Annotated in this window: 21 protein-coding genes; 2 read left to right on the top strand and 19 right to left on the bottom strand. The window is 70.3% G+C overall.

The annotated features are described in order from the left end of the window. Nucleotides 1–15: 15 nt before the first annotated feature. Genes nrdR through EDF46_RS01140 form a run of 3 tightly spaced genes read right to left on the bottom strand, consistent with a single transcriptional unit; the run spans nucleotide 16 to nucleotide 2,296 of the window. Entirely contained in the window at nucleotides 16–498 is a 483-nt protein-coding gene (gene nrdR / locus EDF46_RS01150; RefSeq protein ID WP_123504446.1) for a transcriptional regulator NrdR, read from the bottom strand. Between the two features lie 32 nt (nucleotides 499–530). After that, nucleotides 531–1,841, bottom strand: a complete 1,311-nt coding sequence (gene hisD / locus EDF46_RS01145; protein WP_123504445.1) for a histidinol dehydrogenase — start codon at nucleotides 1,839–1,841, stop codon at nucleotides 531–533. A 41-nt stretch (nucleotides 1,842–1,882) separates the two neighbouring features. Then, nucleotides 1,883–2,296 carry a MarR family winged helix-turn-helix transcriptional regulator gene (locus EDF46_RS01140; RefSeq protein ID WP_123504444.1) on the bottom strand — a complete coding sequence of 138 codons (414 nt, stop codon included), beginning with the start codon at nucleotides 2,294–2,296 and terminating at the stop codon, nucleotides 1,883–1,885. 82 nt (nucleotides 2,297–2,378) lie between these two features. On the opposite strand from EDF46_RS01140, the gene EDF46_RS01135 reads away from it, so the two are divergent. Both EDF46_RS01135 and EDF46_RS01130 read left to right on the top strand, forming a co-directional pair. Further along, entirely contained in the window at nucleotides 2,379–3,332 is a 954-nt protein-coding gene (locus EDF46_RS01135; protein ID WP_123504443.1) for a zinc-binding alcohol dehydrogenase family protein, read from the top strand. 276 nt (nucleotides 3,333–3,608) lie between these two features. Then, a complete protein-coding gene (locus tag EDF46_RS01130) occupies nucleotides 3,609–4,214 on the top strand; it encodes an HD domain-containing protein (protein WP_123504442.1) in 606 nt (201 codons plus the stop codon). Between the two features lie 93 nt (nucleotides 4,215–4,307). Here the strand turns inward: EDF46_RS01130 and dnaE are convergent, their stop codons facing one another. From dnaE to EDF46_RS01050, 16 genes are all read right to left on the bottom strand, one after another. Further along, a complete protein-coding gene (gene dnaE, locus EDF46_RS01125; protein ID WP_233579842.1) occupies nucleotides 4,308–7,769 on the bottom strand; it encodes a DNA polymerase III subunit alpha in 3,462 nt (1,153 codons plus the stop codon). A gap of 131 nt (nucleotides 7,770–7,900) precedes the next feature. Further along, a complete protein-coding gene (locus tag EDF46_RS01120; protein ID WP_123504440.1) occupies nucleotides 7,901–8,824 on the bottom strand; it encodes an RluA family pseudouridine synthase in 924 nt (307 codons plus the stop codon). Beyond that, complete coding sequence (gene lspA, locus EDF46_RS01115) at nucleotides 8,821–9,438, bottom strand: signal peptidase II (RefSeq protein WP_370454027.1); 618 nt, start codon at nucleotides 9,436–9,438, stop codon at nucleotides 8,821–8,823. The genes EDF46_RS01120 and lspA overlap by 4 nt, the downstream gene beginning before the upstream one ends. Next, nucleotides 9,425–10,276 carry a DivIVA domain-containing protein gene (locus tag EDF46_RS01110; protein ID WP_123504439.1) on the bottom strand — a complete coding sequence of 284 codons (852 nt, stop codon included), beginning with the start codon at nucleotides 10,274–10,276 and terminating at the stop codon, nucleotides 9,425–9,427. The genes lspA and EDF46_RS01110 overlap by 14 nt, the downstream gene beginning before the upstream one ends. Before the next feature lie 182 nt (nucleotides 10,277–10,458). Next, nucleotides 10,459–10,755: a YggT family protein gene (locus EDF46_RS01105; RefSeq protein WP_123504438.1), complete on the bottom strand. Its 297-nt coding sequence runs from the start codon at nucleotides 10,753–10,755 to the stop codon at nucleotides 10,459–10,461. A 69-nt stretch (nucleotides 10,756–10,824) separates the two neighbouring features. Further along, nucleotides 10,825–11,391 (bottom strand): cell division protein SepF, encoded by a 567-nt coding sequence (locus tag EDF46_RS01100; protein WP_123504437.1) that lies wholly within the window; start codon nucleotides 11,389–11,391, stop codon nucleotides 10,825–10,827. Between the two features lie 34 nt (nucleotides 11,392–11,425). Beyond that, nucleotides 11,426–12,112 (bottom strand): YggS family pyridoxal phosphate-dependent enzyme, encoded by a 687-nt coding sequence (locus tag EDF46_RS01095; RefSeq protein WP_123504436.1) that lies wholly within the window; start codon nucleotides 12,110–12,112, stop codon nucleotides 11,426–11,428. 17 nt (nucleotides 12,113–12,129) lie between these two features. Beyond that, nucleotides 12,130–13,278, bottom strand: a complete 1,149-nt coding sequence (ftsZ, locus tag EDF46_RS01090; protein WP_123504435.1) for a cell division protein FtsZ — start codon at nucleotides 13,276–13,278, stop codon at nucleotides 12,130–12,132. Nucleotides 13,279–13,438: 160 nt separating this feature from the next. Next, a complete protein-coding gene (locus EDF46_RS01085; RefSeq protein ID WP_123504434.1) occupies nucleotides 13,439–14,458 on the bottom strand; it encodes an FtsQ-type POTRA domain-containing protein in 1,020 nt (339 codons plus the stop codon). Nucleotides 14,459–14,468: 10 nt separating this feature from the next. After that, entirely contained in the window at nucleotides 14,469–15,875 is a 1,407-nt protein-coding gene (gene murC / locus EDF46_RS01080) for a UDP-N-acetylmuramate--L-alanine ligase (protein WP_123504433.1), read from the bottom strand. Then, complete coding sequence (locus tag EDF46_RS01075) at nucleotides 15,872–16,972, bottom strand: glycosyltransferase (protein WP_123504432.1); 1,101 nt, start codon at nucleotides 16,970–16,972, stop codon at nucleotides 15,872–15,874. Before EDF46_RS01075 ends, murC begins: the two co-directional genes overlap by 4 nt. Continuing rightward, nucleotides 16,969–18,261 carry a putative lipid II flippase FtsW gene (ftsW, locus tag EDF46_RS01070; protein WP_123504431.1) on the bottom strand — a complete coding sequence of 431 codons (1,293 nt, stop codon included), beginning with the start codon at nucleotides 18,259–18,261 and terminating at the stop codon, nucleotides 16,969–16,971. Before ftsW ends, EDF46_RS01075 begins: the two co-directional genes overlap by 4 nt. Next, nucleotides 18,218–19,750: a UDP-N-acetylmuramoyl-L-alanine--D-glutamate ligase gene (gene murD / locus EDF46_RS01065; RefSeq protein WP_123504430.1), complete on the bottom strand. Its 1,533-nt coding sequence runs from the start codon at nucleotides 19,748–19,750 to the stop codon at nucleotides 18,218–18,220. Before murD ends, ftsW begins: the two co-directional genes overlap by 44 nt. Then, nucleotides 19,750–20,841 carry a phospho-N-acetylmuramoyl-pentapeptide-transferase gene (mraY, locus tag EDF46_RS01060; protein WP_123504429.1) on the bottom strand — a complete coding sequence of 364 codons (1,092 nt, stop codon included), beginning with the start codon at nucleotides 20,839–20,841 and terminating at the stop codon, nucleotides 19,750–19,752. Before mraY ends, murD begins: the two co-directional genes overlap by 1 nt. Then, nucleotides 20,838–22,256: a UDP-N-acetylmuramoyl-tripeptide--D-alanyl-D-alanine ligase gene (gene murF, locus EDF46_RS01055; RefSeq protein WP_123505141.1), complete on the bottom strand. Its 1,419-nt coding sequence runs from the start codon at nucleotides 22,254–22,256 to the stop codon at nucleotides 20,838–20,840. Before murF ends, mraY begins: the two co-directional genes overlap by 4 nt. Beyond that, the gene (locus EDF46_RS01050; RefSeq protein WP_123504428.1) at nucleotides 22,253–23,815 is read right to left on the bottom strand and encodes a Mur ligase family protein; all 1,563 of its coding nucleotides are present in this window, start codon (nucleotides 23,813–23,815) and stop codon (nucleotides 22,253–22,255) included. Before EDF46_RS01050 ends, murF begins: the two co-directional genes overlap by 4 nt. Nucleotides 23,816–23,844 lie beyond the last annotated feature (29 nt).

Below are 23,844 nucleotides of genomic sequence, written 5' to 3'. Positions count from 1 at the left end.
GGGCGTCGGTCTGGCTCACTTGTCTGCCGCCGACGTCGCCTTCGGATGATTCGCGTGGTCTTCTCGGAGGACGCGGATCGACTCCTCGAAGTCGTCGAGCGAGTCGAAGGCCTGGTAGACGCTGGCGAAGCGGAGGTACGCGACCTCGTCGAGCTCACGGAGCGGAGGAAGGATCGCCAGGCCCACCTCGTTCGCGTCGATCTGCGAGGCGCCGCTCGCGCGAACGGCCTCCTCGACCTTCTGGGCCAGGACGGCGAGGTCGCCGTCGGTGACCGGACGGCCCTGGCAGGCCTTTCGGACACCCGAGATGATCTTCTCGCGGCTGAACGGCTCGAGGACCCCGTTGCGCTTGATCACGGCGAGGCTCGCGGTCTCGGTCGTGGAGAAGCGGCGGCCGCAGTTCGGGCACTGGCGGCGGCGGCGGATCGACGTGCCGTCGTCGCTGGTACGGGAGTCGACGACTCGGGAGTCGGGGTGGCGACAGAATGGACAGAACATATGCGACCAGGCTATCGCGAGAGGCCCGGTGCCTACGGGCGCTCGAGGCGCGCGGCGACGGCCTCGCCGTGCGCGGGCAGCAGCTCGGCGTTCGAGAGCGCGACCAGTCGCTCGGCGACATCCGCCAGCGGCGCGGCGGTGTAGCGGACGATCTGCTGCGGGCGCAGGAACGTGTACGCCCCGAGGCCCGACGAGAACCGCGCTTGACCGCCGGTGGGCAGCACGTGGTTCGAGCCGGCGAGGTAGTCGCCCAGGCTCACGGGCGTGTCGGGCCCGACGAAGATCGCGCCGGCGTTGGTGATCCGCGCCAGCACGGAGTCGTCGTCGGCGGTCTGGATCTCGAGGTGCTCGGGACCGTAGGCGTTGCTGAAGTCGGCGGCGCGTTCGAGATCGTCGACGAGCACGACGGCCGACTGGGGCCCCGCGAGAGCGGTCTGCACGCGTTCGGCCGAGTGAGTCAGCGGCGCGAGTCGGCCCACCTCGGCGACGACGGCCTCGCCGAAGTCGGCGGAGTCGGTGACGAGCACGGCCGAGGCCTGCTCGTCGTGCTCGGCCTGGCTGATGAGGTCGACCGCGACGAGCGTGGCGTCGGCGGTCGCATCGGCGATGACGAGGATCTCGGTGGCTCCCGCCTCGGAGTCGATGCCGGTGACCCCGCGCACGAGGCGCTTCGCAGCGGCGACGTAGTTGTTGCCCGGACCGGTGATGACCTGGACCGGCTCGAGGTCGGCGTCGTCGACGCCGTACGCGAGGGCGCCGATGGCACCGGCCCCGCCCATCGCGTAGACCTCGTCGATTCCGAGGAGCCCGGCCGCGCCGAGGATGGTCGGGTGCACCGAGCCGCCGAACTGCGCCTGCGGCGGAGACGCCAGGGCGATCGAGGTGACGCCGGCGACCTGCGCGGGGACGACGTTCATGACGACGCTCGACGGGTAGACCGCCTTGCCGCCGGGCACGTAGACCCCGGCGCGGGCGACGGGCTGCCAGCGCTGGACGATGGTGGCGCCGTCGGCGGGGTGGGTGGTCTGCGATGCCGGCACCTGCGCGGCGGACGACGCCGTGACCCGCGCGATCGACTCGACGAGCGCGGCCTTCACCAGCGGATCGAGGGCTGCGACGGCCGCGTCGATGTCGGCCTGCGGCACGCGCAGCGAAGCGGGGCGCACCCGATCGAAGCGCTCTGCCTGGTCGAGCAGCGCCCGGCTGCCATGCTGACGGACCTCGGCGATGAGCATCGCCGCGGCGGCGCTGGCGGCGGTGACGTCGACGGTCGCACGCGGGATCAGGGCGAGCAGCTCGCTGGAGGTGGACGTCTGGCCGCGGAGGTCGAGGGTAGCGATCATGGCCCGGTCAGCCTACCGGGAACGGGTGAGAGGGGCGGCCGTCAGACAGCCGACGGCAGGGTCGCCGCCAGACGGCGGAGAGCCGCCTGATCGGCCGCCGAGGCCGACTCCAGCAGCGCCTCGATGCGCGGCTCGACGACGGCCTCGATGCGCACGGCGGCCTCGCGACCCGCGGCGGTGAGACCCACGGTCACGACGCGGCGGTCGGTCTCGGAGGGAGCCCGCTCGACGAGCCCCTTGGTCGCGGCGCGGTCGACCAGACCCGATACCGACGACCTGTCGAGTGCCAGCTGGTCAGCGAGCGACGCCATCGTGGGAGTCCGGTCGCGGAGGATCCCCAGCATGCGCAGCTGCGTCACCGACAGGCCGAGCTCGGCCGCAGCCCGGGTCAGCACCTCGTGCACGGCAAAGGTGAGCTGAGCTGCGGCATCGACGAGCGAGAGGTCTACGGGCATGCCCCCAGCCTACTTGACATGGTTGGTACCACCAACTATATGATTGGTGCTACCAACTACTTTCGCCAGTCTGGAGCTCCCTATGAAGGCCGCAGTCGTCACCTCGTTCGAACAGCCGCCCCGGTACGGGGAGTTCGCGTCTCCCGTTCCTGCGTCCCCTCACGACGAAGTCGTCGAGGTGCTGGCGTCGGGGCTGCACCCGCGCGTCCGCTCCCAGGCCGACGGGTCGCACTACACATCGACCGACGAGCTGCCGCTCGTGCCCGGGATCGACGGGGTCGGCCGCCGTGAGAACGGGGAGCTCGTCTACTTCGTGCTCGGCGACGGGCCCCTCGGCGCCATGGCGGAGCGGACGCTGATCGACACGCGCCGCAGCGTCACACTGCCGGCCGACGTCGATCCCGTCGCGATCGCCGCGGCGATGAACCCGGCGATGTCGTCGTGGATCCCGCTGCGGACGCGCGTCGACTTCCGGCCCGGGCAGTCCGTCCTCGTGCTCGGCGCGACCGGGTCGGCCGGCCGGCTCGCGCTGCAGACGGCCAAGCGGCTGGGCGCCGACCGCATCGTCGCCGCCGGTCGCGGGGCCGAGCGCGTCGAGGCCCTGCGCGACCTCGGTGCCACGCACGTCGTCGACCTGTCGGCGGAGCCCGACGCCGTCGCCGCGCAGATCGCCGCGACCTCCGCGGAGGTCGATGTGGTGCTCGACTACCTCTGGGGCTCGCCGACCGAGGCCGCCATTCCACCCCTCCTGAAGGCGCGCGGTGATCGCTCTCGCGCGCTCGACTGGATCGAGATCGGCGCAGTGGCCGGCCCGGAGATCGCGCTGCCGTCGACGGTGCTGCGGCAGGCGAACGTGCGGTTCCTCGGCAGCGGGCAGGGGTCGGCGAGCGTCCGCGCGATCGTCGAGTCGCTGCCCGCGCTGGCGGCTGAGATCATCGCGGGCACGTACCGGCTCGACGCAGACGCCGTCCCCCTGCGCGACGTCGAGGCCGCGTGGGCGACGCGGGCCTCGCAACGCGTGGTGCTCGTCCCGTAGCCGCGATGCTCGTCGGGTTCGGCGGGCGCTCGTCGCGTTCGCAGGCGCTCGTCGCGTCGGGCCCGCGCTCGTCGGGTTCGGCGGGCGCTCGTCAGTCAGGGCGTGTCGCCGGGGGGCGCGCCGATTACGACGCGGACCCGCACGAGCATGATTCCAGCCCCCGCACGATCCCGCCCCGGCGAACCACGGCCCTCCCGCTGACGACGGCAGGAACTCGACGTGGCTAGGCAGGCAGGCCCCTCCCGCTCGGGGCCGCGCCCCGCCTAGCCTGAGCGCGTGACCGACATCGACGCCCTCCTCGCTGCCCCGACCCCCGCCGCCGCGCTCGCCCTCGAGGCGGCGCGCGAGTGGATGAGCCCCGCGCTCGTCGCCCACAGCCTGCGCTCGTGGGCCTGGGCCGTCGCGCTCGCGGAGCGAATCGACCTGCCTTACGACGCCGAGCTGCTCTTCGTCGCGGGGATGCTGCACGACGCCGGGCTGGCTCCGCACTTCGACGCCGTCGCCGTGCCCTTCGAGGAGGCGGGCGGTGCCGTCGCGGCCGTCTTCGGGGCCGGAGCGGGCTGGGCTCCTGTGCGGCGCGGGCGCGTGCGCGAGGTGATCGAGCGGCACATGTGGAGGTCGGTCGACCCCGCATTCGATGCGGAGGGGCACCTGCTCGAGATGGCGACGTCGCTCGACGTGCGTGGTTCCGGGGCCTCCGACTGGGATCCCGCGCTGCTTCGCAGCGTGACGGAGCGGCTGCCGCGGTCCGGGTTCAGCGACGAGTTCGGCGGCTCGATCGCGGCGCAGGCGGCGCGCAAGCCGGAGTGCAGCGCCGTGCGGCTGCACTCCGCCGGCGGAGCGGCGGCCGGCGCCGTCGCGTGGGCAGCGCTGCTGCCTTAGCCGCGCGGATCAGACCCCCGCGATCGGCCCATCTGCCAGTCCGCGGTCCGGCGGAGAGGACGGATCGGTGGGTCTAGCGGACGGGCACGCCGCCTAGAGCAGGCAGCTGGGCCCGAGCAGGCTCTTCAGCTCGCCGTAGAGATCGGCCGTGATATCGACGGGCATCGGGATCTCGAACGTCCGGGCGTTGTCGCCCTTGAGCAGGCGCAGGCGCACCTCGGTCGCACCGGCGTGGCGGCCGAGGACGGCCCCGAGCTCGGTGACGACGTCGGTCGTGGCGCGGAACTCTGGCATGCTCAGCACCAGCGGGCCGCTGCTGGCGGCGACGCCGAGGTCGGGCATGAACATGCTGACGGCGTGAAGGTTCTTGCCGTCGTCACGGACGCTGACGCGGCCCTTGAGCACGATGACGGAGTCGCCGACCAGCGAGGGCCCGAACTCCTGGTAGGTCTTGCCGAGGAACATCGCGCTGATCTCGCCGCCGAAGTCTTCGACGGTGATGATGCCGTAGGGGTTGCCCGAGTTGCGGGCGACGCGGTGCTGGACGCTCGTGATGAGGCCGGCGATGGTGACCGTCTCGCCGTCGATGGAGTCGTCGGCGGCCGTGATGGTGGTGACCGTGGTGGAGGCGTGCTTGGCAAGCGGCAGCTCGAGGCCGGCCAGAGGGTGATCGGACACGTAGAGGCCGAGCATGTCGCGCTCGAAGGCGAGCTTGTCGCGCTTCGTCCACTCGGGGCGCACCGGCACCTGCTGGGCGTGCGCCGGTTCGTCCCACAGCGAGTCGAAGTCGAAGCCGACCTGGCCGTTGGCCTCGGCCCGCTTCTCGCTGACGGCGCCCTCGACGGCGGCCTCGTGGATCTCGACGAGGGCACGCCGGGTGTCGCCCATCGAGTCGAACGCGCCGGCCTTGATCAGCGACTCGACCGTGCGCTTGTTCGCGACGGGAATCGGGACCTTCGACAGGAAGTCGTGGAACGAGGTGAACGCGCCCTTGCTCTCACGGGCGGCGATGACATGGTCGACGACGTTGAAGCCGACGTTGCGGATGGCGCCCATGCCGAAGCGGATGTCTTCGCCGACCGCGGCGAAGAAGCCGATCGACTCGTTGACGTCGGGCGGGAGCACCTTGATGCCCATGCGGCGGCATTCGTTGAGGTAGAGGCCGAGCTTGTCGCGGGAGTCGCCGACGCTCGTGAGGAGCGCGGCCATGTACTCGGCCGGGTAGTGCGCCTTGAGGTACGCCGTCCAGTACGACACGACGCCGTACGCCGCCGAGTGCGCCTTGTTGAACGCGTAGTCGGAGAAGGGAAGCAGGATGTCCCAGATCGCCTTGACGGCATCGGCCGAGTAGCCGTTGTCGAACATGCCCTGCTGGAAGCCCGCGTACTGCTTGTCGAGCTCGGACTTCTTCTTCTTGCCCATCGCGCGACGGAGGATGTCGGCCTGGCCGAGAGAGAAGCCGGCGAGCTTCTGCGCGGCGCTCATCACCTGCTCCTGGTAGATGATGAGGCCGAAGGTGCCGCCGAGGACCTCGCTCAAGGGCTCTTCGAGCTCGGGATGGATCGCTGTGATCGCCTGGAGGCCGTTCTTGCGCAGCGCGTAGTTCGTGTGCGAGTTCGCACCCATGGGGCCGGGTCGGTAGAGCGCGATGACGGCCGAGATGTCTTCGAAGTTGTCGGGCTTCATCAGCCGCAGCAGGCCGCGCATGGGCCCGCCGTCGAGCTGGAAGACGCCGAGGGTGTCGCCGGAGGAGAGGAGCTCGTAGGCGCCGACGTCGTCGAGCTCGAGGTCTTCGAGCACGAGGTCGAAGTCGCGGTTCGACTTGATGTTGTCGAGGGCGTCGTTGATGATCGTGAGGTTGCGGAGCCCCAGGAAGTCCATCTTGATCAGGCCGAGCGCCTCGCTGGCCGGATAGTCGAACTGCGTGACGATCTGGCCGTCCTGCTCGCGCTTCATGATCGGGATGATGTCGAGCAGCGGGTCGCTCGACATGATCACGCCGGCCGCGTGGACGCCCCACTGGCGCTTCAGCCCCTCGAGGCCGAGCGCCGTGTCGAACACGGTCTTCGCCTCGGGGTCGCCCTCGACGACGGCGCGGATGTCGCCGGCCTCCTTGTAGCGCTCGTGCTCGCGGTCGAAGATGCCGGTCAGCGGGATGTCTTTGCCCATGATCGCGGGCGGCATCGCCTTGGTGAGCTTCTCGCCCATGCCGTAGGGGAAGCCGAGCACGCGCGAGGAGTCTTTCAGCGCCTGCTTCGCCTTGATGGTGCCGTACGTGACGATCTGCGCGACGCGCTCGGAGCCGTACTTGTCGGTGACGTAGTTGATGACCTCCGTGCGCCGACGGTCGTCGAAGTCGACGTCGAAGTCGGGCATGGAGACGCGGTCGGGGTTCAGGAACCGCTCGAAGATCAGACCGTGGCGGATGGGGTCGAGATCGGTGATCTTCATCGCGTAGGCGGCCATGGAGCCGGCCCCGGAGCCTCGGCCCGGCCCGACGCGGATGCCGTTGTCTTTCGACCAGTTGATGAAGTCGGCGACGACGAGGAAGTAGCCCGGGAACCCCATCTGCGCGATGACGCCGACCTCGTAGTCGGCGCGCTCCTGGACGTTCTGCGGGATGCCGTCGGGGTAGCGGTACTTCAGGCCCTCGGCGACCTCCTTCTTGAACCAGGTCTCTTCGGTCTCGCCCTCGGGGACGGGGAACCGCGGCATGTAGTTCGCCTCGGTGTCGAACTTGACCTCGCAGCGCTCGGCGATGAGCAGCGTGTTGTCGCACGCCTCGGGGTGGTCGCGGAAGAGGTGGCGCATCTGCGCCGCGGTCTTGAGGTAGAACTCGTCGGCGTCGAACTTGAAGCGGTTCGGGTCGGAGAGCGTCGAGCCGGACTGGACGCAGAGGAGGGCCGCGTGGCTGGTGGCGTCGTGCTCGTGCGTGTAATGGAGGTCGTTCGTCGCGAGGAGCGGCAGGTCGAGCTGCTTGGCGAGCTTCACGAGGTCGTCCATGATGCGGCGCTCGATGCCGAGGCCGTGATCCATGATCTCGGCGAAGTAGTTCTCTCTGCCGAAGATGTCGCGGAAGTCGCTCGCCGCCTTGAGCGCCTCGTCGTACTGGCCGAGGCGCAGGCGGGTCTGCACCTCGCCGCTGGGGCAGCCCGTCGTGGCGATGAGACCCGTGGAGTACTGCGACAGGAGCTCGCGGTCCATGCGCGGCTTGAAGTAGTAGCCCTCGAGCGACGCCTTCGACGACAGGCGGAACAGGTTGTGCATGCCCTCGGTCGTCTCCGAGAGCAGGGTCATGTGCGTGTACGAGCCGGCGCCCGAGACGTCGTCACGGCCCCCGTCGCCCCACTTGACTCGGGTCTTGTCGCCCCGGTGCGTACCCGGCGTGATATAGGCCTCGGTGCCGATGATCGGCTTGATCCCTGCGGCGGTGGCCGTCTTGTAGAAGTCGAACGCACCGAAGACGTTGCCGTGGTCGGTGACCGCCACGGCCGGCATGCCCTGCTTGGCGGCCTCCTCGATCAGGGGTTTGACGCGTGCGGCGCCGTCGAGCATCGAGTATTCGCTGTGGACGTGCAGGTGCACGAAGGAATCGCTCGAAGACAACTTTTCTCCCCTGGGTCAAGGCGTGCGACAAGCGTAACCGGGGCCGCCGACATCCCTCGGCGCGTCGCTCCAAATCGCAGTCAGGAAGACCGAAGGACCTCAAGCGCGTGTTGAAGGTCTGCCGGGTACTCGGACCGGAACGACACCCAGTCACCCGTCGCCGGGTGATCGAAGCCGAGCTGGACGGCGTGCAGCCACTGCCGCGTGAGCCCGAGCTTGGCCGACAGCGTCGGGTCCGCGCCGTAGAGCGCGTCGCCGACGCACGGGTGGCGCTGTGCGGCCATGTGGACCCGGATCTGGTGCGTGCGGCCGGTCTCGAGGTGGACCTCGAGCAGCGACGCGGCGGGGAACGCCTCGACCGTCTCGTAGTGCGTGACGGACGGCTTGCCGTCGACGACGACCGCGAACTTCCACGACGACGAGGGATGGCGGCCGAGCGGCGCGTCGATGGTGCCGATCAGCGGGTCGGGGTGCCCCTGCACGACGGCGTTGTAGATCTTCTCGACGGTCCGCTCGCGGAAGGCCTGCTTGAGGAGCGTGTAGGCGCGCTCCGACTTCGCGACGACCATGAGGCCCGAGGTGCCCACGTCGAGGCGGTGGACGATTCCGGCGCGCTCGGCCGCACCGCTGGTGGCGATGCGGAACCCTGCCGCGGCGAGACCGCCGAGCACGGTCGGGCCCGTCCAGCCCATCGACGGGTGCGCGGCGACGCCGACGGGCTTGTCGACGACCACGAGGTCGTCGTCGTCGAAGACGATGCCCATGCCGGGCACGTCGACCGCGACGACCGTCGGCTCTTCTTTCGGTTGCCAGGTGACCTCGAGCCACGCGCCGGCCTCGAGGCGGTCGGACTTGCCGACGATCCGCTGGTCGACGCTCACTCCCCCGAGCCCTGCCACCTCGGCGGCGAAGGTGCGGCTGAAGCCCAGGAGCTTGGCCAGGGCGGCGTCGACGCGCTCCCCCGCCAGGCCGTCGGGCACCGGCAGCGAGCGGGACTCCGTCACGAGGCGTCCCGGGAGGACGGCTCGGGGCTCGTCGCGGCGGCGTCGGGTCGGGCGACAGCGGCGGGATCCTGCGCCGGAGCGCCTTTCGGCACGCGCACGACGCGCTGGCCGTCGAGGCCGATGCCCAGAAGCGTCAGCAGGAGCAGAAGGCCCATGCTCGAGACGATGAAGGTGTCGGCGACGTTGAAGATCGCCGGCAGGAGCTTCGGGAAGTAGATGAAGTCGATCACGTGGCCGACGCCGAAGCCCGGCTCGCGGAACAGGCGGTCGGTCAAGTTGCCGAGAGTGCCGCCCAGCAGCATGCCGAGCATGAGCGCCCAGCGGAACGAGCGGATGCGCCGGGAGAAGACGATGATCGCGACGACCACGGCGGCCGCGGCGATCGAGAACACCCAGGTCGATCCGGTGGCGAGCGAGAACGCGGCGCCGGGGTTCTTCACGAAGTGCAGCTGCAGGAACTCGCCCAGGACGTCGACCTGCTCGCCCACGATGAGGCTGTGCACCACGAGGTACTTGCTGCCCTGGTCGAGCGCATAGACGACTACCGCGACGAAGGCCAGTGTCAGCAGGACGCGGACACTGGCCTTCGGGGTAGCCGTTCTAGTTCGAGCCAAAGCCCTGGAAGCTGGCCGGAGCGGCGGACTGCGCCGACACCGGCTCGGGGGCGCCTTCGCCGTCGAGCTCGCGAAGCTGGCCCTCGATGTAGCTCTTGAGCTTGGCGCGGTACTCGCGCTCGAAGCCGCGCAGCTCGTCGATGCGGTGCTCGAGGCCGATGCGCTCGTTGTCGAGGCGCTCGACCTGCACGCGCTGCTCGCCCTCGATCTTCTCCTGGCGGGCGCGGAACTCGGTGTCGAACTGGTCGGCCTTGGCCTTCTGCTCGGCCTCGAGCGCGGCCACGCGGGCCTGGTGCTCGGCCTCGAACTGCTCGGTCTTGGTGCGCGAGGTGGTCTCGGCCTCGGAGACGAGCTGAGCGGCGGTGGCGTGACCCTCGGCGATGAGCGCGTCGCGCTTCTCGATGCCCTCGCGGACGTGCTCCTCGTGGAGGCGGCGCGCGAGCTGCAGGAGGTTGTTCGTGCTGGTCGTCTCGTCGACGGTCGGCGCGGAGTAGGCGGGAGGAGCAGAGACGGCGGCGGGCGCCGGAGCGGGCTCGGGCTCCGACTCGACGACCGGGGCGGCCGCGACGGGCTCCGGGGTCGGCTCGGGCTCGGGGGCCTTCTCGATGGCGACGGGAGCGGCCGCTGCCGGGGCGGCGGACGCCTGGCGCTGAAGGTCTTCGGCCTTCGACTCGCTCGTAGCGAGACGCTGGCGGAGCTCTTCGTTCTCCTGGCCGAGACGACGAAGCTCGACCACGACCTCGTCGAGGAAGTCGTCTACCTCGTCTTGGTCGTAGCCCTCACGGAACTTCGTCGGCTGGAACCGCTTGTTGACTACGTCTTCAGGCGTCAAAGCCATTGCCGTCACCTCGTGAATCTCTGGTACATGGTCTGGGAATGGTGTCTGTCGCTTCGTCTCGCCCTGAACGAGAGAGGCCGATGGGGACACCGTACTGACTCAGCCTACAACGACAACAGTCGACCTGACCTGAAGGCTGAGGGTCATCCGCGCGTCGCGCGAGTCGCGAGACGAACCGGCCGTCAGCGCTGGAGGGCCGAGGCGACGCTCATCAGCACGACGACGAGCAGCATCACGATGCTCCAGCCGAAGTCGAGCGCGACAGCACCGAGGCGGATCGGAGGGAGCACCCGCCGGATCGCCTTGATGGGCGGATCGGTGACGGTGTAAGTCACCTCGGCGAGCAGGAGGAGCGGACCCTTGGGGCGGTACGTGCGGCTCACCGACTGGGTCAGGTCGAAGATGAACCGCGCCCACATCAGCAGGAAGAAGATGAGGAGCGCGACGTACACGATCGTGGCAATGGGCTGGACGATCATCGAGGGGATTCAACTCGCTGTGATAGTGCGGGGAGGCCCCGCCGGCGGAAGCCAGCCCCGGGGAGGTTCTCAGGACTGGGCGAAGAACGACGCGTCGATGTCGGACTCTGCCTCGGCCTGGTCGCCGCTGACGGCGATGTGCGACGGCGAGAGAAGGAACACCTTGTTCGTCACCCTCTCGATCTTGCCGTACAGACCCTGGGAGAGTCCGCTGGCGAAGTCGACGAGACGACGAGCATCGCCCTCGCTCATCTGCGAGAGGTTGATGATGACGGGGATGCCGTCGCGGAAGCTGGCCGCGATCGACTGGGCGTCCTTGTACTCGCGCGGGTGGACGGTGAGGATTTCGTTCATCTCGGTGGCTACCGCATTCTTGGTCGACGTGGGGCGCCTCAGGGGCGTCACAGGGGCCTTGTTCGCCACGGGAGCCGGGACCGGCTGCACGGGCGAGGCCGGAGCCTGCTTGTGGGGGTGCGCGGACTTCTGCGCGGGGTGCGCGACAGCCGGCTGCGGCGCCGTCTGCTGCACGGCGGCCGGCTGGGGCCGCGACTCGCTCTGGGGGGCGTTGCCGTCGTATTCGAGTTCTTCGTCGGCAAGCCCGAGGTAGATCAGGCTCTTCTTGAGGGGGTTCGCCATGGTGTCCTCCGGTCGTGGCTCGTCTGCATCGACATTAACGAGCGTCGGGGCGGTTTCCGGTGATTGCGGTGCCGATTCGTAGGTGTGTCGCGCCTTCGGCGATGGCCTCGGCGAAGTCGAGAGACATCCCGGCGGAGATCCGGTCGGCCCCGGGCGACAGGGAGCGCACGCGCTCGGAGAGACCCCGGAGGCGTGCGAAGGCGAGCCGGGGGTCTCCTTGCACCGGAGCGACCGCCATGACGCCGCGGAGCACGATGCCGGGACTCTGGAGGACGCGCTCGGCGACCGCTTCGAGGTCGTCCGCCTGCACTCCGCCGCGACCCGGATCGTCGGTGAGGTTCACCTGCACGAAGCCGTCCAGCACAGTGCCGTCGTCGGTCGCCAGGGCGTCGATCACACTGGCGCGGTCGAGCGAGTGCACGACAGAGGCGTAGGCACGAGCCTGACGGGCCTTCTTCGACTGGAGCTGTCCGACGAAGTGCCACCGGAGCCCGTCGAGATCGCTCGTCTCGGCGGCCTTGGCCTGCGCCTCCTGATGGCGGTTCTCGCCGACATCTCGGATTCCGAGCGCGTGGAGGTCTCGAACGAGCTGCGCCGGATGGAACTTCGTCACGACGATCGTCGTGAGCTCGTCCGGGTCCCGACCGGCCGAGCGGGCCGCATCGGCGATGCGTCCGAAGACGTCGTCGACACGGCCCGCGAGGTCGGAGAGCGCAGCCATAGCCGGAGGGATGGCCGCTACTTGAGGAAGTCGGGGACGTCGAGGTCGTCGTCGCCGTCGTCGAACACCGGGTCGGGGCTCTGGGCGGGCTCCTGGGGGCGGGTGTACGTCGGGGCCGCGCCGCTGTCGGCGATGGCCGAGACACCGGCGACCGTGGTGGTGGCGGGGCCGTCGGTCTCGACGAAGCTCGCGCGGCGCTCCTTGGTCTTGGTGGTCGGCTCGCCGCCGTCGAAGCCGGCGGCGATGACGGTCACCCGGACCTCGTCGCCGAGCGTGTCGTCGATGACGGCACCGAAGATGATGTTCGCCTCGGGGTGCACGGCCTCCTGGACCAGGCGCGCAGCGTCGTTGATCTCGAAGATGCCGAGGTTCGAGCCGCCCTGGATCGAGAGCAGCACGCCGTGGGCTCCGTCGATGGAGGCCTCGAGCAGCGGCGACGCGACGGCCAGCTCGGCTGCCTTGATGGCGCGATCGGCGCCGCGCGACGAGCCGATGCCCATGAGCGCGGAGCCCGCGCCCTGCATGACGCTCTTCACGTCGGCGAAGTCGAGGTTGATCAGACCCGGGGTCGTGATGAGGTCGGTGATGCCCTGCACACCCGCGAGGAGCACCTGGTCGGCGGTGCCGAAGGCCTCGACCATCGAGATGCCGCGCTCGGAGATCTCGAGGAGGCGGTCGTTCGGAACGACGATGAGGGTGTCGACCTCTTCTTTGAGCTGCGCGACGCCGGCCTCGGCCTGCGCCTGACGACGACGACCCTCGAACCCGAAGGGCTTCGTGACGACGCCGATCGTGAGGGCGCCGATCGACTTGGCGATGCGAGCCACGACCGGAGCACCGCCGGTGCCCGTGCCGCCGCCCTCGCCCGCCGTGACGAAGACCATGTCGGCCCCGGCGAGGGCCTCCTCGATCTCCTCGGCGTGGTCTTCGGCGGCGCGACGACCGACCTCGGGGTCGGCGCCTGCGCCGAGGCCTCGCGTGAGCTCGCGGCCGACGTCGAGCTTGACGTCGGCGTCGCTCAGCAGCAGAGCCTGCGCGTCGGTGTTGATCGCGATGAACTCGACGCCGCGAAGCCCGAGCTCGATCATGCGGTTGACGGCGTTGACGCCACCGCCGCCGACACCGACGACCTTGATCACGGCTAGGTAGTTATGGTTCGTTGTCACGTCCGGCCTCCGCCTGGTGGAAGTTCTCGCAAACCTTCAAGTTGAACTTCAAGGTTAATGTTATGCGCAGTATGCATATCTGCAGTCACAAGGTAGGTCGACCCGGCGCGACCTGTGTCGACGTGAGCCGCGTGTCGCGCGAATCGGGTCGAGCTCCACGCTACTTGGTGCGGATGATGCCGTTGTCGGGAGCCGACACGTCGTACTGCACCGACTGCTGCGGATCGCGCGCGTTGTGGTCGCGGATGAGCCCCGTCAGCAGCTGCGCCTTCTTCGCCGACCGGTCGGCGCTCCCCCAGACGACCTGCTCGCCGCCCGTGAGGGTGAGCGTGACGTCGTCGGCGGTCGACGCCGAGACCGACGCCACCTTCTTCAGCAGCTCGGCCGGCAGCGCCAGAAGCACCTCCGCCGTCGACCGGAACACCTTGCTGTCGACGCTTCCGCCCTTGAGGCCGACGACCGGGACACCGGCGGGCTTCCTGGTCGACGTCGCGATGACCACGCCGGCCGGGTCGACGAGCTCGTACGTCTTGCCGACCTTCACCGAGGCGATCGGCTCGCGCTCCGTGATGCGGATCACCAGCGTGTGCGGCGGCTTCGTCTCGGTGACGTACGACTCGATCAGCGGGAACTCCGAGAGGTCTCTCTTGACGGCCGTGAAGTCGATCAGCGCCAGCGGCTTGCCGACCTGTGCGTCCAGTGACGAGAGCACCTGCGCCCTGTCGACGCGCGACGTTCCCTGGACGGTGATGGTCTGCAGCGACAGGGCCGGCGAGAACACGCTGATCGTGACCGTCGCGACCAGCGCGAGCACGACGGCGCCTGCGGTGATGAGGGTGGCGCGGCGGTGGCGCGTGCGCCGGGTGAAGCGGCGCACCTCGGTCCGCTCGACGGCTCGGCGCGCAGCGGCCGCACGCCGGGCCTGTCGGCGCGCGTCACGGGCGCGATCGCGCGCCTCGGCGGCACCGCGGTCGTCCCGGGGCAGATCGACGGGCGCAGGGACTGCGGGCTCCACCGCCGGGGCCTTCGTCCGCGGGCCCGGCACCGGCACGGCGGGCCGGCTCGCAGCCGGCCTCGACGGCGCGACCCCGGCGCGAACGGGCTTCGACGGTGCTGCCGCCTGTGGTGCTTCGGGCCGCTCGGCCGGAGCGTGACGGTCGAATCCCTCGGGGCGCTTCATGAGTCGCCTGTCACGCGGCGCTCTCCGGCGTCGCCTCGAGGCTGCCGAGCAGCTGCGGGACGATCCGGTAGACGTCTCCGCAGCCGAGGGTGATCACGAAGTCGCCCTCGCGGGCGATCTCGGCGACGCGGTCGGCGGCCGCCTGCCAGTCGGGGACGTAGTCGGCCTTGGCGGCGTCGCGGAAGCGCTCGGTGACGAGGGCACCGGTCACTCCGGGCACCGGGTCTTCGCGTGCGCCGTAGACGTCGAGCACCACCGTGTGGTCGGCGAGGGACTCGTACGCGTCGGCGAACTCTCCCGCCATCATCTGGGTGCGGCTGTAGAGGTGAGGCTGATGGACCGCGATCAGGCGACCGTCGCCGACGACGCTGCGCGCGGCCTGCAGCGCGGCCGCGACCTCGGTCGGGTGGTGCGCGTAGTCGTCGAAGACGCTCACCCCGCGCACTGTCCCGTGCAGCTCGAAGCGGCGCTGGGTGCCGCCGAAGACCTCGAGGCCCGCGATGGACTCCTCGGGGCTGAGACCGAGCCCCGTGAGCACGGCGTAGGCGCCTGCGGCGTTCAGGGCGTTGTGGTGGCCGGGCACGCTGAGCTGCACGCGGCGCTCGACGCCTGCATGCACGAGGGTGAAGGCCACCGGGCCCGAGGTGGTGACGTCGGCGACGCGGATGTCGGCGTCGGCGGCCGCGCCGAAGGTGACGACCTTCGAGCGATCGAGCTTGTGAGACACGGCGACGGCCCCGGGATCGTCGCTCGAGATGGCGACGAACTCGCTCGCCGCCGAGGCGAAGGCGACGAACGCCTCGTCGAAGGCCTCGCGCGAGCCGTAGTGGTCGAGGTGGTCGGCGTCGACGTTCGTGATCAGGGCGATCGACGTGTCGTAGAGCAGGAACGAGCCGTCGGACTCGTCGGCCTCGATCACGAAGAGGTCGTCGGCACCGCCCTTGGCGCTGACGCCGAGCGACTGGATGACGCCGCCGTTGACGAAGCTCGGGTCGCGGTCGGCCTCGAGCAGAGCCGTGATGATCATGCCGGTCGAGGTGGTCTTGCCGTGCGCGCCCGCGACCGACACCAGCCGGTGCCCGCCGATCAGCCACGCGAGCGCCTGCGAGCGGTGGAGCACGGGGATGCCCCGCTCGAGGGCGAGCTGGTACTCCGGGTTGTCCTGCCAGAGGGCGCCGGTCACCACGAGGGTGTCGGCGTCGCCGACGTTGGCCGCGTCGTGGCCGATCGCGACGGTGGCTCCGAGCGCGCGGAGCGCCTCGACGTTGCCGCTCTCGCGCGAGTCGGAGCCCGAGACCGGGATGCCTGCAGCGAGGAAGACGCGGGCGATGCCGCTCATGCCGGAGCCGCCGATTCCGACGAAGTGCGCGCGCCCGATCGTCTCGGGAAGCGGCTGGTCGAGGTCGGGCTTGATCATGAGTTCGCGATTCGTGTGGAGGTGGACGCGGGAGTGGCCTCGAGGACGAGGTCGACCGTCTTGTCGGCGCCGTCGCGCACCCCGACGGAGGCCGCGCGGACGGTCATGTCGGCGATGCGGGCCCGGTCGAGCAGGATCGGCACGAGCTTCGAGCGCACCCACGCCGGCGTGAACTCGGCGTCGGCGACCAGGACGGCGCCGCCGGCGTCGACCACGTCGGTGGCGTTGAAGCGCTGCTCGCCGTTGCCGACGGGATAGGGCACGAGCACGGCGGGCAGGCCCAGGGCGGTCAGCTCGGAGACGGTCGCTGATCCTGCGCGGGAGACGACGAAGTCGGCAGCGGCGAGGGCGAGATCCATGCGATCGCAGTACTTCACGATGTGGTAGTTCGCCAGGCTGGACGGCCCGAGCTCGGACTTCTCGCCGGTGATGTGCAGGATCTGCCAGCCCGATCCGAGCACGACCTCGGCGGCCCTCGACAGCGTGTCGTTGATCCGTCGCGCGCCCGTCGACCCTCCCGTGACGAGCAGGGTCGGCAGCGACTCGTCGAGGCCGAAGAACTGGAGCGCCTCGCTCTTGACCGCGTGGCGGTCGAGGGTCTCGATCTCGACGCGCAGGGGCATCCCGACCTGGCGCGCGTGGCGCAGCTTCGTCGACGCGAAGACGACGCCGACGTGCTTCGTCGCGAACGAGCCGAGCACGTTGGCGATGCCGGGCTTGGCGTTGGCCTCGTGCACGACGATCGGAACCCTGGCGCGCCAGGCGGCCAGGTAGGCGGGCGCGGCCGCGTAGCCGCCGAACCCGATGACGACGTCGACTCCGCGGTCGCGGAGGATCGAGCGGACGCCGCGCACCGAGCCGACGATCCGCGATGGGAAGCGGAGGGCGGCCGCGTTCAGGCGCCGCGGGAAGGGAAGGCGCGGCACGGTGAGCAGCTCGTAGCCGCGGGCCGGGACGAGCCGGGCCTCGAGGCCCTCGGCGGTGCCCAGCACCAGGATCGTCGCGTCGGGCTCGCGGCTGCGGAGCCGATCGGCAGTCGCCAGGAGGGGGTTCACGTGCCCGGCGGTGCCGCCGCCGGCGAGGAGGTACGTCGTCACCGGAGAGACCCTACCTGCTCGTCGGAGCGCAGCGCTGACACCGGGTCGCCCGGCCGTCGGTGCACGAACGAGAGCACCACGCCGATGGCGATGAGAGTGAAGATGAGCGACGACCCGCCCGCGCTGATCAGCGGCAGGGGCACGCCGAGCACCGGCAGGAGGCCGAGCACCACCGCGATGTTGACGAGCGCCTGGCCGATCACCCAGGTCATGACGCCGCCGGTGACGATGCGGACGAAGGGGTCGTCGGTCGAGCGCAGGATCTTCATGAACGACACGGCGAGGACGATGAACAGGGCCAGGACGACGCAGGCGCCGATGAGGCCCAGCTCTTCGCCGACGATGGCGAAGATGAAGTCGTTGTCGGCCTCGGGCAGCCACGACCACTTCGCCTTCGAGTTGCCGAGACCCACGCCGAAGACCCCGCCCGAAGCGAGCGCCCAGAGCCCGTGCACGGTCTGCCAGCAGGTCGACTGGTACGCCTCCTCGGAGCTGCAGCCCGACATCCACGCCGAGATGCGATCGGTGCGGGAGCTCGCTCCCGACGTGATCACCGGGAGCACGCAGGCGAGCAGGATCAGCGGGGGGACGAAGAACCTCAGCTTGACGCCGGCCACGAACACCGCGACGGCGACGAGCATGATCAGGATCAGCGTGGTGCCGAGGTCGCCGCCCTTCATGACCAGGCCCATGGCGATCAGGACGACCGGGATCAGGGGGACCAGCAGCTCTTTCCAGTCGCCGAGCTTGCGCTCCTTCTTGACGAGGATCATCCCGATCCAGATCACGAGAGCGAGCTTGAGGAACTCGGAGGGCTGGGCGCTGAACGAGGAGCCGATGCGGATCCAGTTGCGGTTGCCGTTGACGGTGGAGCCGAGGGGCGTGAAGACCAGGAGCTGGAGGAACATCGCGAGCACGAGCAGGTGCCAGGCGTACTTCTTCCAGGCCCAGGTGGGCACTCGGCTCACGACGAGCATGGCCGGGACGCCCAGCGCCGCGAAGATGCCCTGGCGCAGGAACGCGCCGAAGAAGTCGTGCGTGGCGACGTACTGCTCGACGCTCGACGACGACAGGACCATCACGAGGCCGAAGACGACCAGGAAGAGCGCGGTCCCGAGGATGACGAAGAAGCTGGTCTCCTCGGCCGCGAACAGCTTCTTGACCGCGACGCGAGCGGCCCCGGTCGGTGCCGATCTGATTCGGCCCGCGACGGCGTCCGAGAGGGTGCGGCTTCGCGCCGACCCGTCAGACTTCAGGCGTCGCGGGAGGCTCGACGGCGTGTCGGCCATCGGCGTCACCTCCCAGGTGGTCGTGCACGGCTCGGGCGAACGCGTCTCCGCGCGCGCCGTAGTCGGCGAACTGATCGAACGATGCCGCGGCCGGCGCGAGGAGGACGGTGTCTCCTGCCTCGGCGACCGCGGCCGCGAATGTCACGGCCTGCGGCATCACTCGTTCAGTGTCGGTCTCGTCGACCTCGAAGACCGGCATGCCGGGCGCGTGTCGCTCGAAGGCCTCCCTGAGGATCTGCCGGTCGCTGCCGATCAGGACGGCGGCTTTGACGCCGCGACGCACCTCGGCGACGAGCGGCGCGGGGTCGACGCCCTTGAGCAGGCCGCCGACGATCCAGACGACACTCGGCGAGGCGGCGAGCGAGGCCTTGGCCGCGTGCGGGTTCGTGGCCTTCGAGTCGTCCATCCAGACGATGCCGCCCGCGGTCGCGACGACCTCGGAGCGGTGGTGGTCGGGCCGGAAGGCCGCCGTGGCGAGCCGGATCGCCTCGGGGGCCACGTCGAGGGCGCGGGCGAGCGCGGCCGCGGCGAGGACGTCGGCGACCAGGTGCGGGGCGGCCAGACCCGACGCGGTCAGGGTCTCGAGGGTGGACAGCTCGAGGGCGCGGTGCGCGCGGTCGGCCAGGAAGGCGCGGTCGACGAGGATCTCTTCGACCACCCCGAAGTCGCCGACCGGCGGGGTGCCGAGGCCGAAGCCGACGGCGCGGCAGCCCTCGACGACGTCTGCCTCCTGCACGAGCAGCCGCGTGGCGATGTCGGCGCGGTTGTAGACGCAGGCGACTCTCGTGTTCGCGTACACGCGACCCTTGGCGGCCCGGTAGGCGTCGGCGCCGCCGTGCCACTCGAGGTGGTCGTCGTCGATGTTGAGGATGACGCTGGCCACCGGGCTGAGCGAGCCGGGGCCCTCGATGGGCAGGTAGTGCAGCTGGTGGCTCGACAGCTCGACGGCCAGGACGTCGAAGCCGAGCGGCTCGCGGATGGCGTCGAGCACCGGGAGCCCGATGTTGCCGCAGGCCGCGACGCTCCGGTCGTCGGCGGCGACCATCGCGGCGACGAGCTGCGTCGTCGTGGTCTTGCCGTTCGTGCCGGTGATGAGCACCCAGTCGGCGATGTGCTCGGGGGTCTTGTCGCGCACGCGCCAGGCGAGCTCGACGTCGCCCCACACCGCGGCGCGCGAGGCGGTGGCCCAGACGACGAGCGGGTGGTGCGGGGCGAAGCCCGGGCTCACGACGACCACGTCGGCGTCGAAGGCGACGAGCTCGGCCGGAGGCGTCGACAGGTCGGCCTGGACGATCAGGCGGGCGCCGATGACCGGGACGAGCTGCGCGCGATCGGACGCCTCGTCGGGCGCGACCACGACCACGTCGGCACCGAGCTCGGCGAGAGTGTCGGCCGACGAGAAGCCGGAGACGCCGAGGCCGAGCACCGCGACGCGGAGCCCCGACCAGTCGGCATGCCAGCTGATGAGCGAGTCGAGGGGAGCCGCCATCAGGACTTCGAGATCCACTCGAGGTAGAACACCCCGACGCCCGCGGCGACGAACAGGCCGGCGACGATCCAGAAGCGCACGACGACTGTGACCTCGGCCCAGCCCTTCAGCTCGAAGTGATGGTGGAGGGGGCTCATCAGGAAGATGCGCTTGCCATGGGTGAGCTTGAAGTACGCGCGCTGCAGGATCACCGAGCCGGTGACGACCAGGAACAGCCCGCCGATCAGGATCAGCAGGAGCTCGGTGCGGCTGAGGATCGCGAGGGCGGCGAGGGCGCCGCCGAGACCCAGCGAGCCGGTGTCGCCGAGGAAGATCTGCGCCGGCGACGTGTTCCACCAGAGGAAGCCGATGAGGCCGCCCGACACGCAGGCTGCGACGACGGCGAGGTCGAGCGGGTTCGTCGTCTCGTAGCAGGCCGACTGGACGGCGCGGGCGCTCGTGCAGAGCTGATTGTTCTGCCAGAACCCGATGAAGATGTACGACCCGATCGCCAGGATCGAGGCGCCGGTGGCGAGCCCGTCGAGGCCGTCGGCCACGTTGACCCCGTTCGAGGCCGACGCGGTGATCATGATCACCCAGATGGTGAACAGGATGCCGCCGAGGAGGGGGCCGGCGAACGCCAGGTCGAGCCACGGGATGTCGCGGACGCCCGAGATCATGGTCGACGCCGAGGACTGCCCGACGCGGCTGTGCACGGAGAGCGCCAGCACGGCGAAGAGGACGGCCACGAGCACCTGCCCGAGGATCTTCGCCCAGCCGGTGAGGCCGAGGCTGCGCTGGTTGCGGACCTTCGTGAAGTCGTCGAGGAAGCCGACGAAACCGAGGCCGACCATCATCAGCAGCACGAGGAGACCGCTCGGAGTGAGTCGGTCGCCGCCGGCGAGGTGGCCGACGAAGTAGCCGATGACCGTGCCGAGGATCAGGACGATGCCGCCCATGGTCGCCGTGCCGCGCTTGGTGTGGTGCGACTGCGGACCGTCGCTGCGGATGAACTGGCCCCAGCCGAGGCGGTGGAACAGCCGGATGAACAACGGCGTGAGCAGCAGGGTGAAGACGAGCGACACCGCTCCGCCGATGAGGAGGGCGATCACGCGGTCACCCCCGCGAGGCGGTCGCCGAGGAACCGGAGACCCGCCGACTTGGACGATTTCACGAGGACGACGTCTCCTTCTCGCAGATCGGCGCGGACGGCGTCGTACGCCGCGTCGATGTCGGGGACGAGGAGGGACTCCCCGCTCCAGCTGCCCTCGAGGCCGGCGGCCATGTGGACATGGCGGGCGGCGTCGCCCACGACAACCAGCCTGTGGATGTTGAGGCGCACGGCGAGACGGCCGATACGGTCGTGCTCCTCCTGCGCGAACTCGCCGAGCTCGGCCATCTCGCCGATCACGGCGACGGAGCGCTGGCCTGGGCCGACGATCTGCGCGAGCGTCTTGAGAGCCGCCGCCACGGAGTCGGGGCTGGCGTTGTAGGCGTCGTTGATGATGGTGACGCCGGGGCCGCCGTCGAGGACCTCCATGCGCCAGCGCTCCGCGCGAGCGACGCCCTCGAGGACGGTGGCCGCGCGGTCGACGTCGAGGCCCCACTCCCCCGCGACGGCGAGGGCCGCGAGGGCGTTCATGACGTGGTGCTCGCCGAGGATGCGGAGGTGGACCGGACGCGTGAGGCCCGGCGCGTGGAGGACGAACGCGGTGCCCGAAGCGGTGACGTCGACGTCGGATGCCCGGTAGGACGTTCCTGCGCCCAGACCGAAGGTCACGACGCGAGCGTCGGTCAGGTCGGCCATCGAGCTGACGCGGAAGTCGTCGGCGTTCAGGATCGCGGTGGCGGTCTCGGGCAGGTCGGTCACCATCTCGGACTTCGCCCTCTGCGTGGCCTCGATGCCGCCGAATTCGCCCGCGTGCGCGAGGCCCACCTTGAGGACGACGCCCGTGTCGGGCTTCGCGATCGCGACGAGTCGGGCGATCTCGCCGGAACCGGAGGCGCCCATCTCGACGACGAGGTACTTCGTGGCCCCGGTGGCGCGGAGCATGGAGATCGGCGCGCCGACGTGGTTGTTGAACGAGCCCTCGGGCGCGACCGTGGGAGCGAGGTCGGACAGGATCGCGCGCAGCATGTTCTTCGTGCTCGTCTTGCCGTTGCTGCCGGTGATTCCGACGACGCGGAGGCGGTCGTCGCCGGACGCCGACTCGCGGACCCGGGCGACGACGGCGCGGGCCAGGTCGGCCAGCGCCGTCACGCCGTCGTCGACGACGAGGAGCGGGGCGGCGCAGGCGACCGGGCCCTCGCTGATGACGAGCGCGGCGCCGTTCTCGACGGCCGACGTCACGAACAGGCGGCCGTCGGTGACCTCGCCCGGAAGCGCGAAGAAGATCGAACCGGCCGTGACCAGACGCGAGTCGGTCTCGACGGAGCCGTCGACGATGGTCGCACCGGAGGTCTCGGAGGCGAGCGCGAGAGTGCCGCCGACGATCTGCTGGATCTCGGCGAGGGTCAGCGCGATCACTCGGCCCACCCCGCCTCACGGAGCGCCGCGCGGGCCTCCTCGCGGGCGGAGTAGGGCGTGCGCACGCCCTGGATGTCGCGGTAGTCCTGGTGGCCGGGGCCGGCCCAGAGGATCGAGTCGCCCTCGCCGGCCAGCGCCACGGCGGTGCGGATTGCGGCCTCCGGCGGGCTGACCTCGTGGATCTCGTGATCGGGATACGCCTCGCGCGCCGCGTCGAGGAGTGTCTTGCGGATCGCGTCGGGGTCTTCGAAGCGCGGGTGGTGGTCGGTCACGACGAGGATGTCGGAGCCGGCCGCCGCGACGCGGGCCATCTCGGGCCGCTTCGTGGTGTCGCGGTCGCCGTCGGCGCCGAACAGCATGACGACCTTGCCGGGAGTGAAGCGGCGCACGGCCGCGAGGGTGGTGAGGAACGCGTCGGGGCTGTGGCCGAAGTCGACGAAGACGCTCGGTCCGCGCGCGCCCGAGACGCGCTCGGTGCGGCCGGGCAGGTAGGCGACGATGCCGCCGTCTTCGTCGAGGGCCTGGCCGATGGCCTCCAGCTCGAAGCCCGCTTCGACGAGCATGACGATGCCGAGGGCGGCGTCGGCGGCCATGTGCCAGCCGATCATCGGGACGCGGGTCACCAGCGAGCGGCCCTCGGGGCCGGACAGGCGGAACTCGGTGTAGGCGGCCTGCTCGTCGAGCAGCTCGACGCTCCAGTCGGCGTCGCGCTCGACGCCGGCGATCGCCGGCGTCATCGCGATCGTGGTGACGGGGATGCGGCTCGCCTCGACGACGCGCTGGCCGTAGTCGGAGTCGAGCGAGACGACGGCGCGCTTGGCGCGGTCGGGCTGGAAGAGCGGCAGCTTCGCCTGGAAGTACTCCTCCATGTCGGCGTAGTCGTCGAGGTGGTCGTGGCTGAGGTTCGTGAAGCCGGCGACGTCGAAGACGATCCCGTCGACGCGATTGCGGCTGAGGGCCTGTGCGCTGACCTCGACGGCCACGGCCCGCACCTCGCTCTCGCGCATGCGGGCGAGGAGGGCGTGCATCTCGGTGGCCTCGGGCGTGGTGAGGCGCGAGACGACGGTGAGGTCGCCGATGTGGCGCTCGGCCGTGGACGAGAGGCCCGTGACGAGGCCGAGCTGCTTGAGGATGCCCTCGAGGAGGTACGACGTGGAGGTCTTGCCGTTGGTGCCGGTGACGGCGAAGAGCAGCGGCGCGTCTTCGCCGGTGCGGTAGACCCAGCTCGAGACGTCGCCCAGGGCGGCGCGCGGCGAGTCGACGAGGATGACCGGCAGGCCGCTGTCGACGGCGATCTCGGCGCCATCGGCGTCGGTGAGGAGGGCGACGGCGCCGCCCTCGCGAGCCTGCGCGGCGAACTCGGCGCCGTGGCGGTTCGCCCCGGGCACGCCGACGTAGAGGTCGCCGGGGTGCAGGTCGCTGGTCGAGAGAGTCACTCCCGTGATCTCGATGCCGTCGAGCGAGCCGATGTGCTCGAGTCCGAATTCGCTGGCCAGCTGGCCGAGCGACCTCGCCGAGGGATGTTCCGGTCGCAGGACCGGGGGGATCCGGGCACTCAAAGAATCCTCATTTCTAGCTCAGGTCAGGA

It is taken from the genome of Frondihabitans sp. PhB188 (assembly GCF_003752365.1).
Classification (GTDB): Bacteria; Actinomycetota; Actinomycetes; order Actinomycetales; family Microbacteriaceae; genus Frondihabitans.
This window is presented reverse-complemented; position numbering and strand designations above follow the sequence as displayed.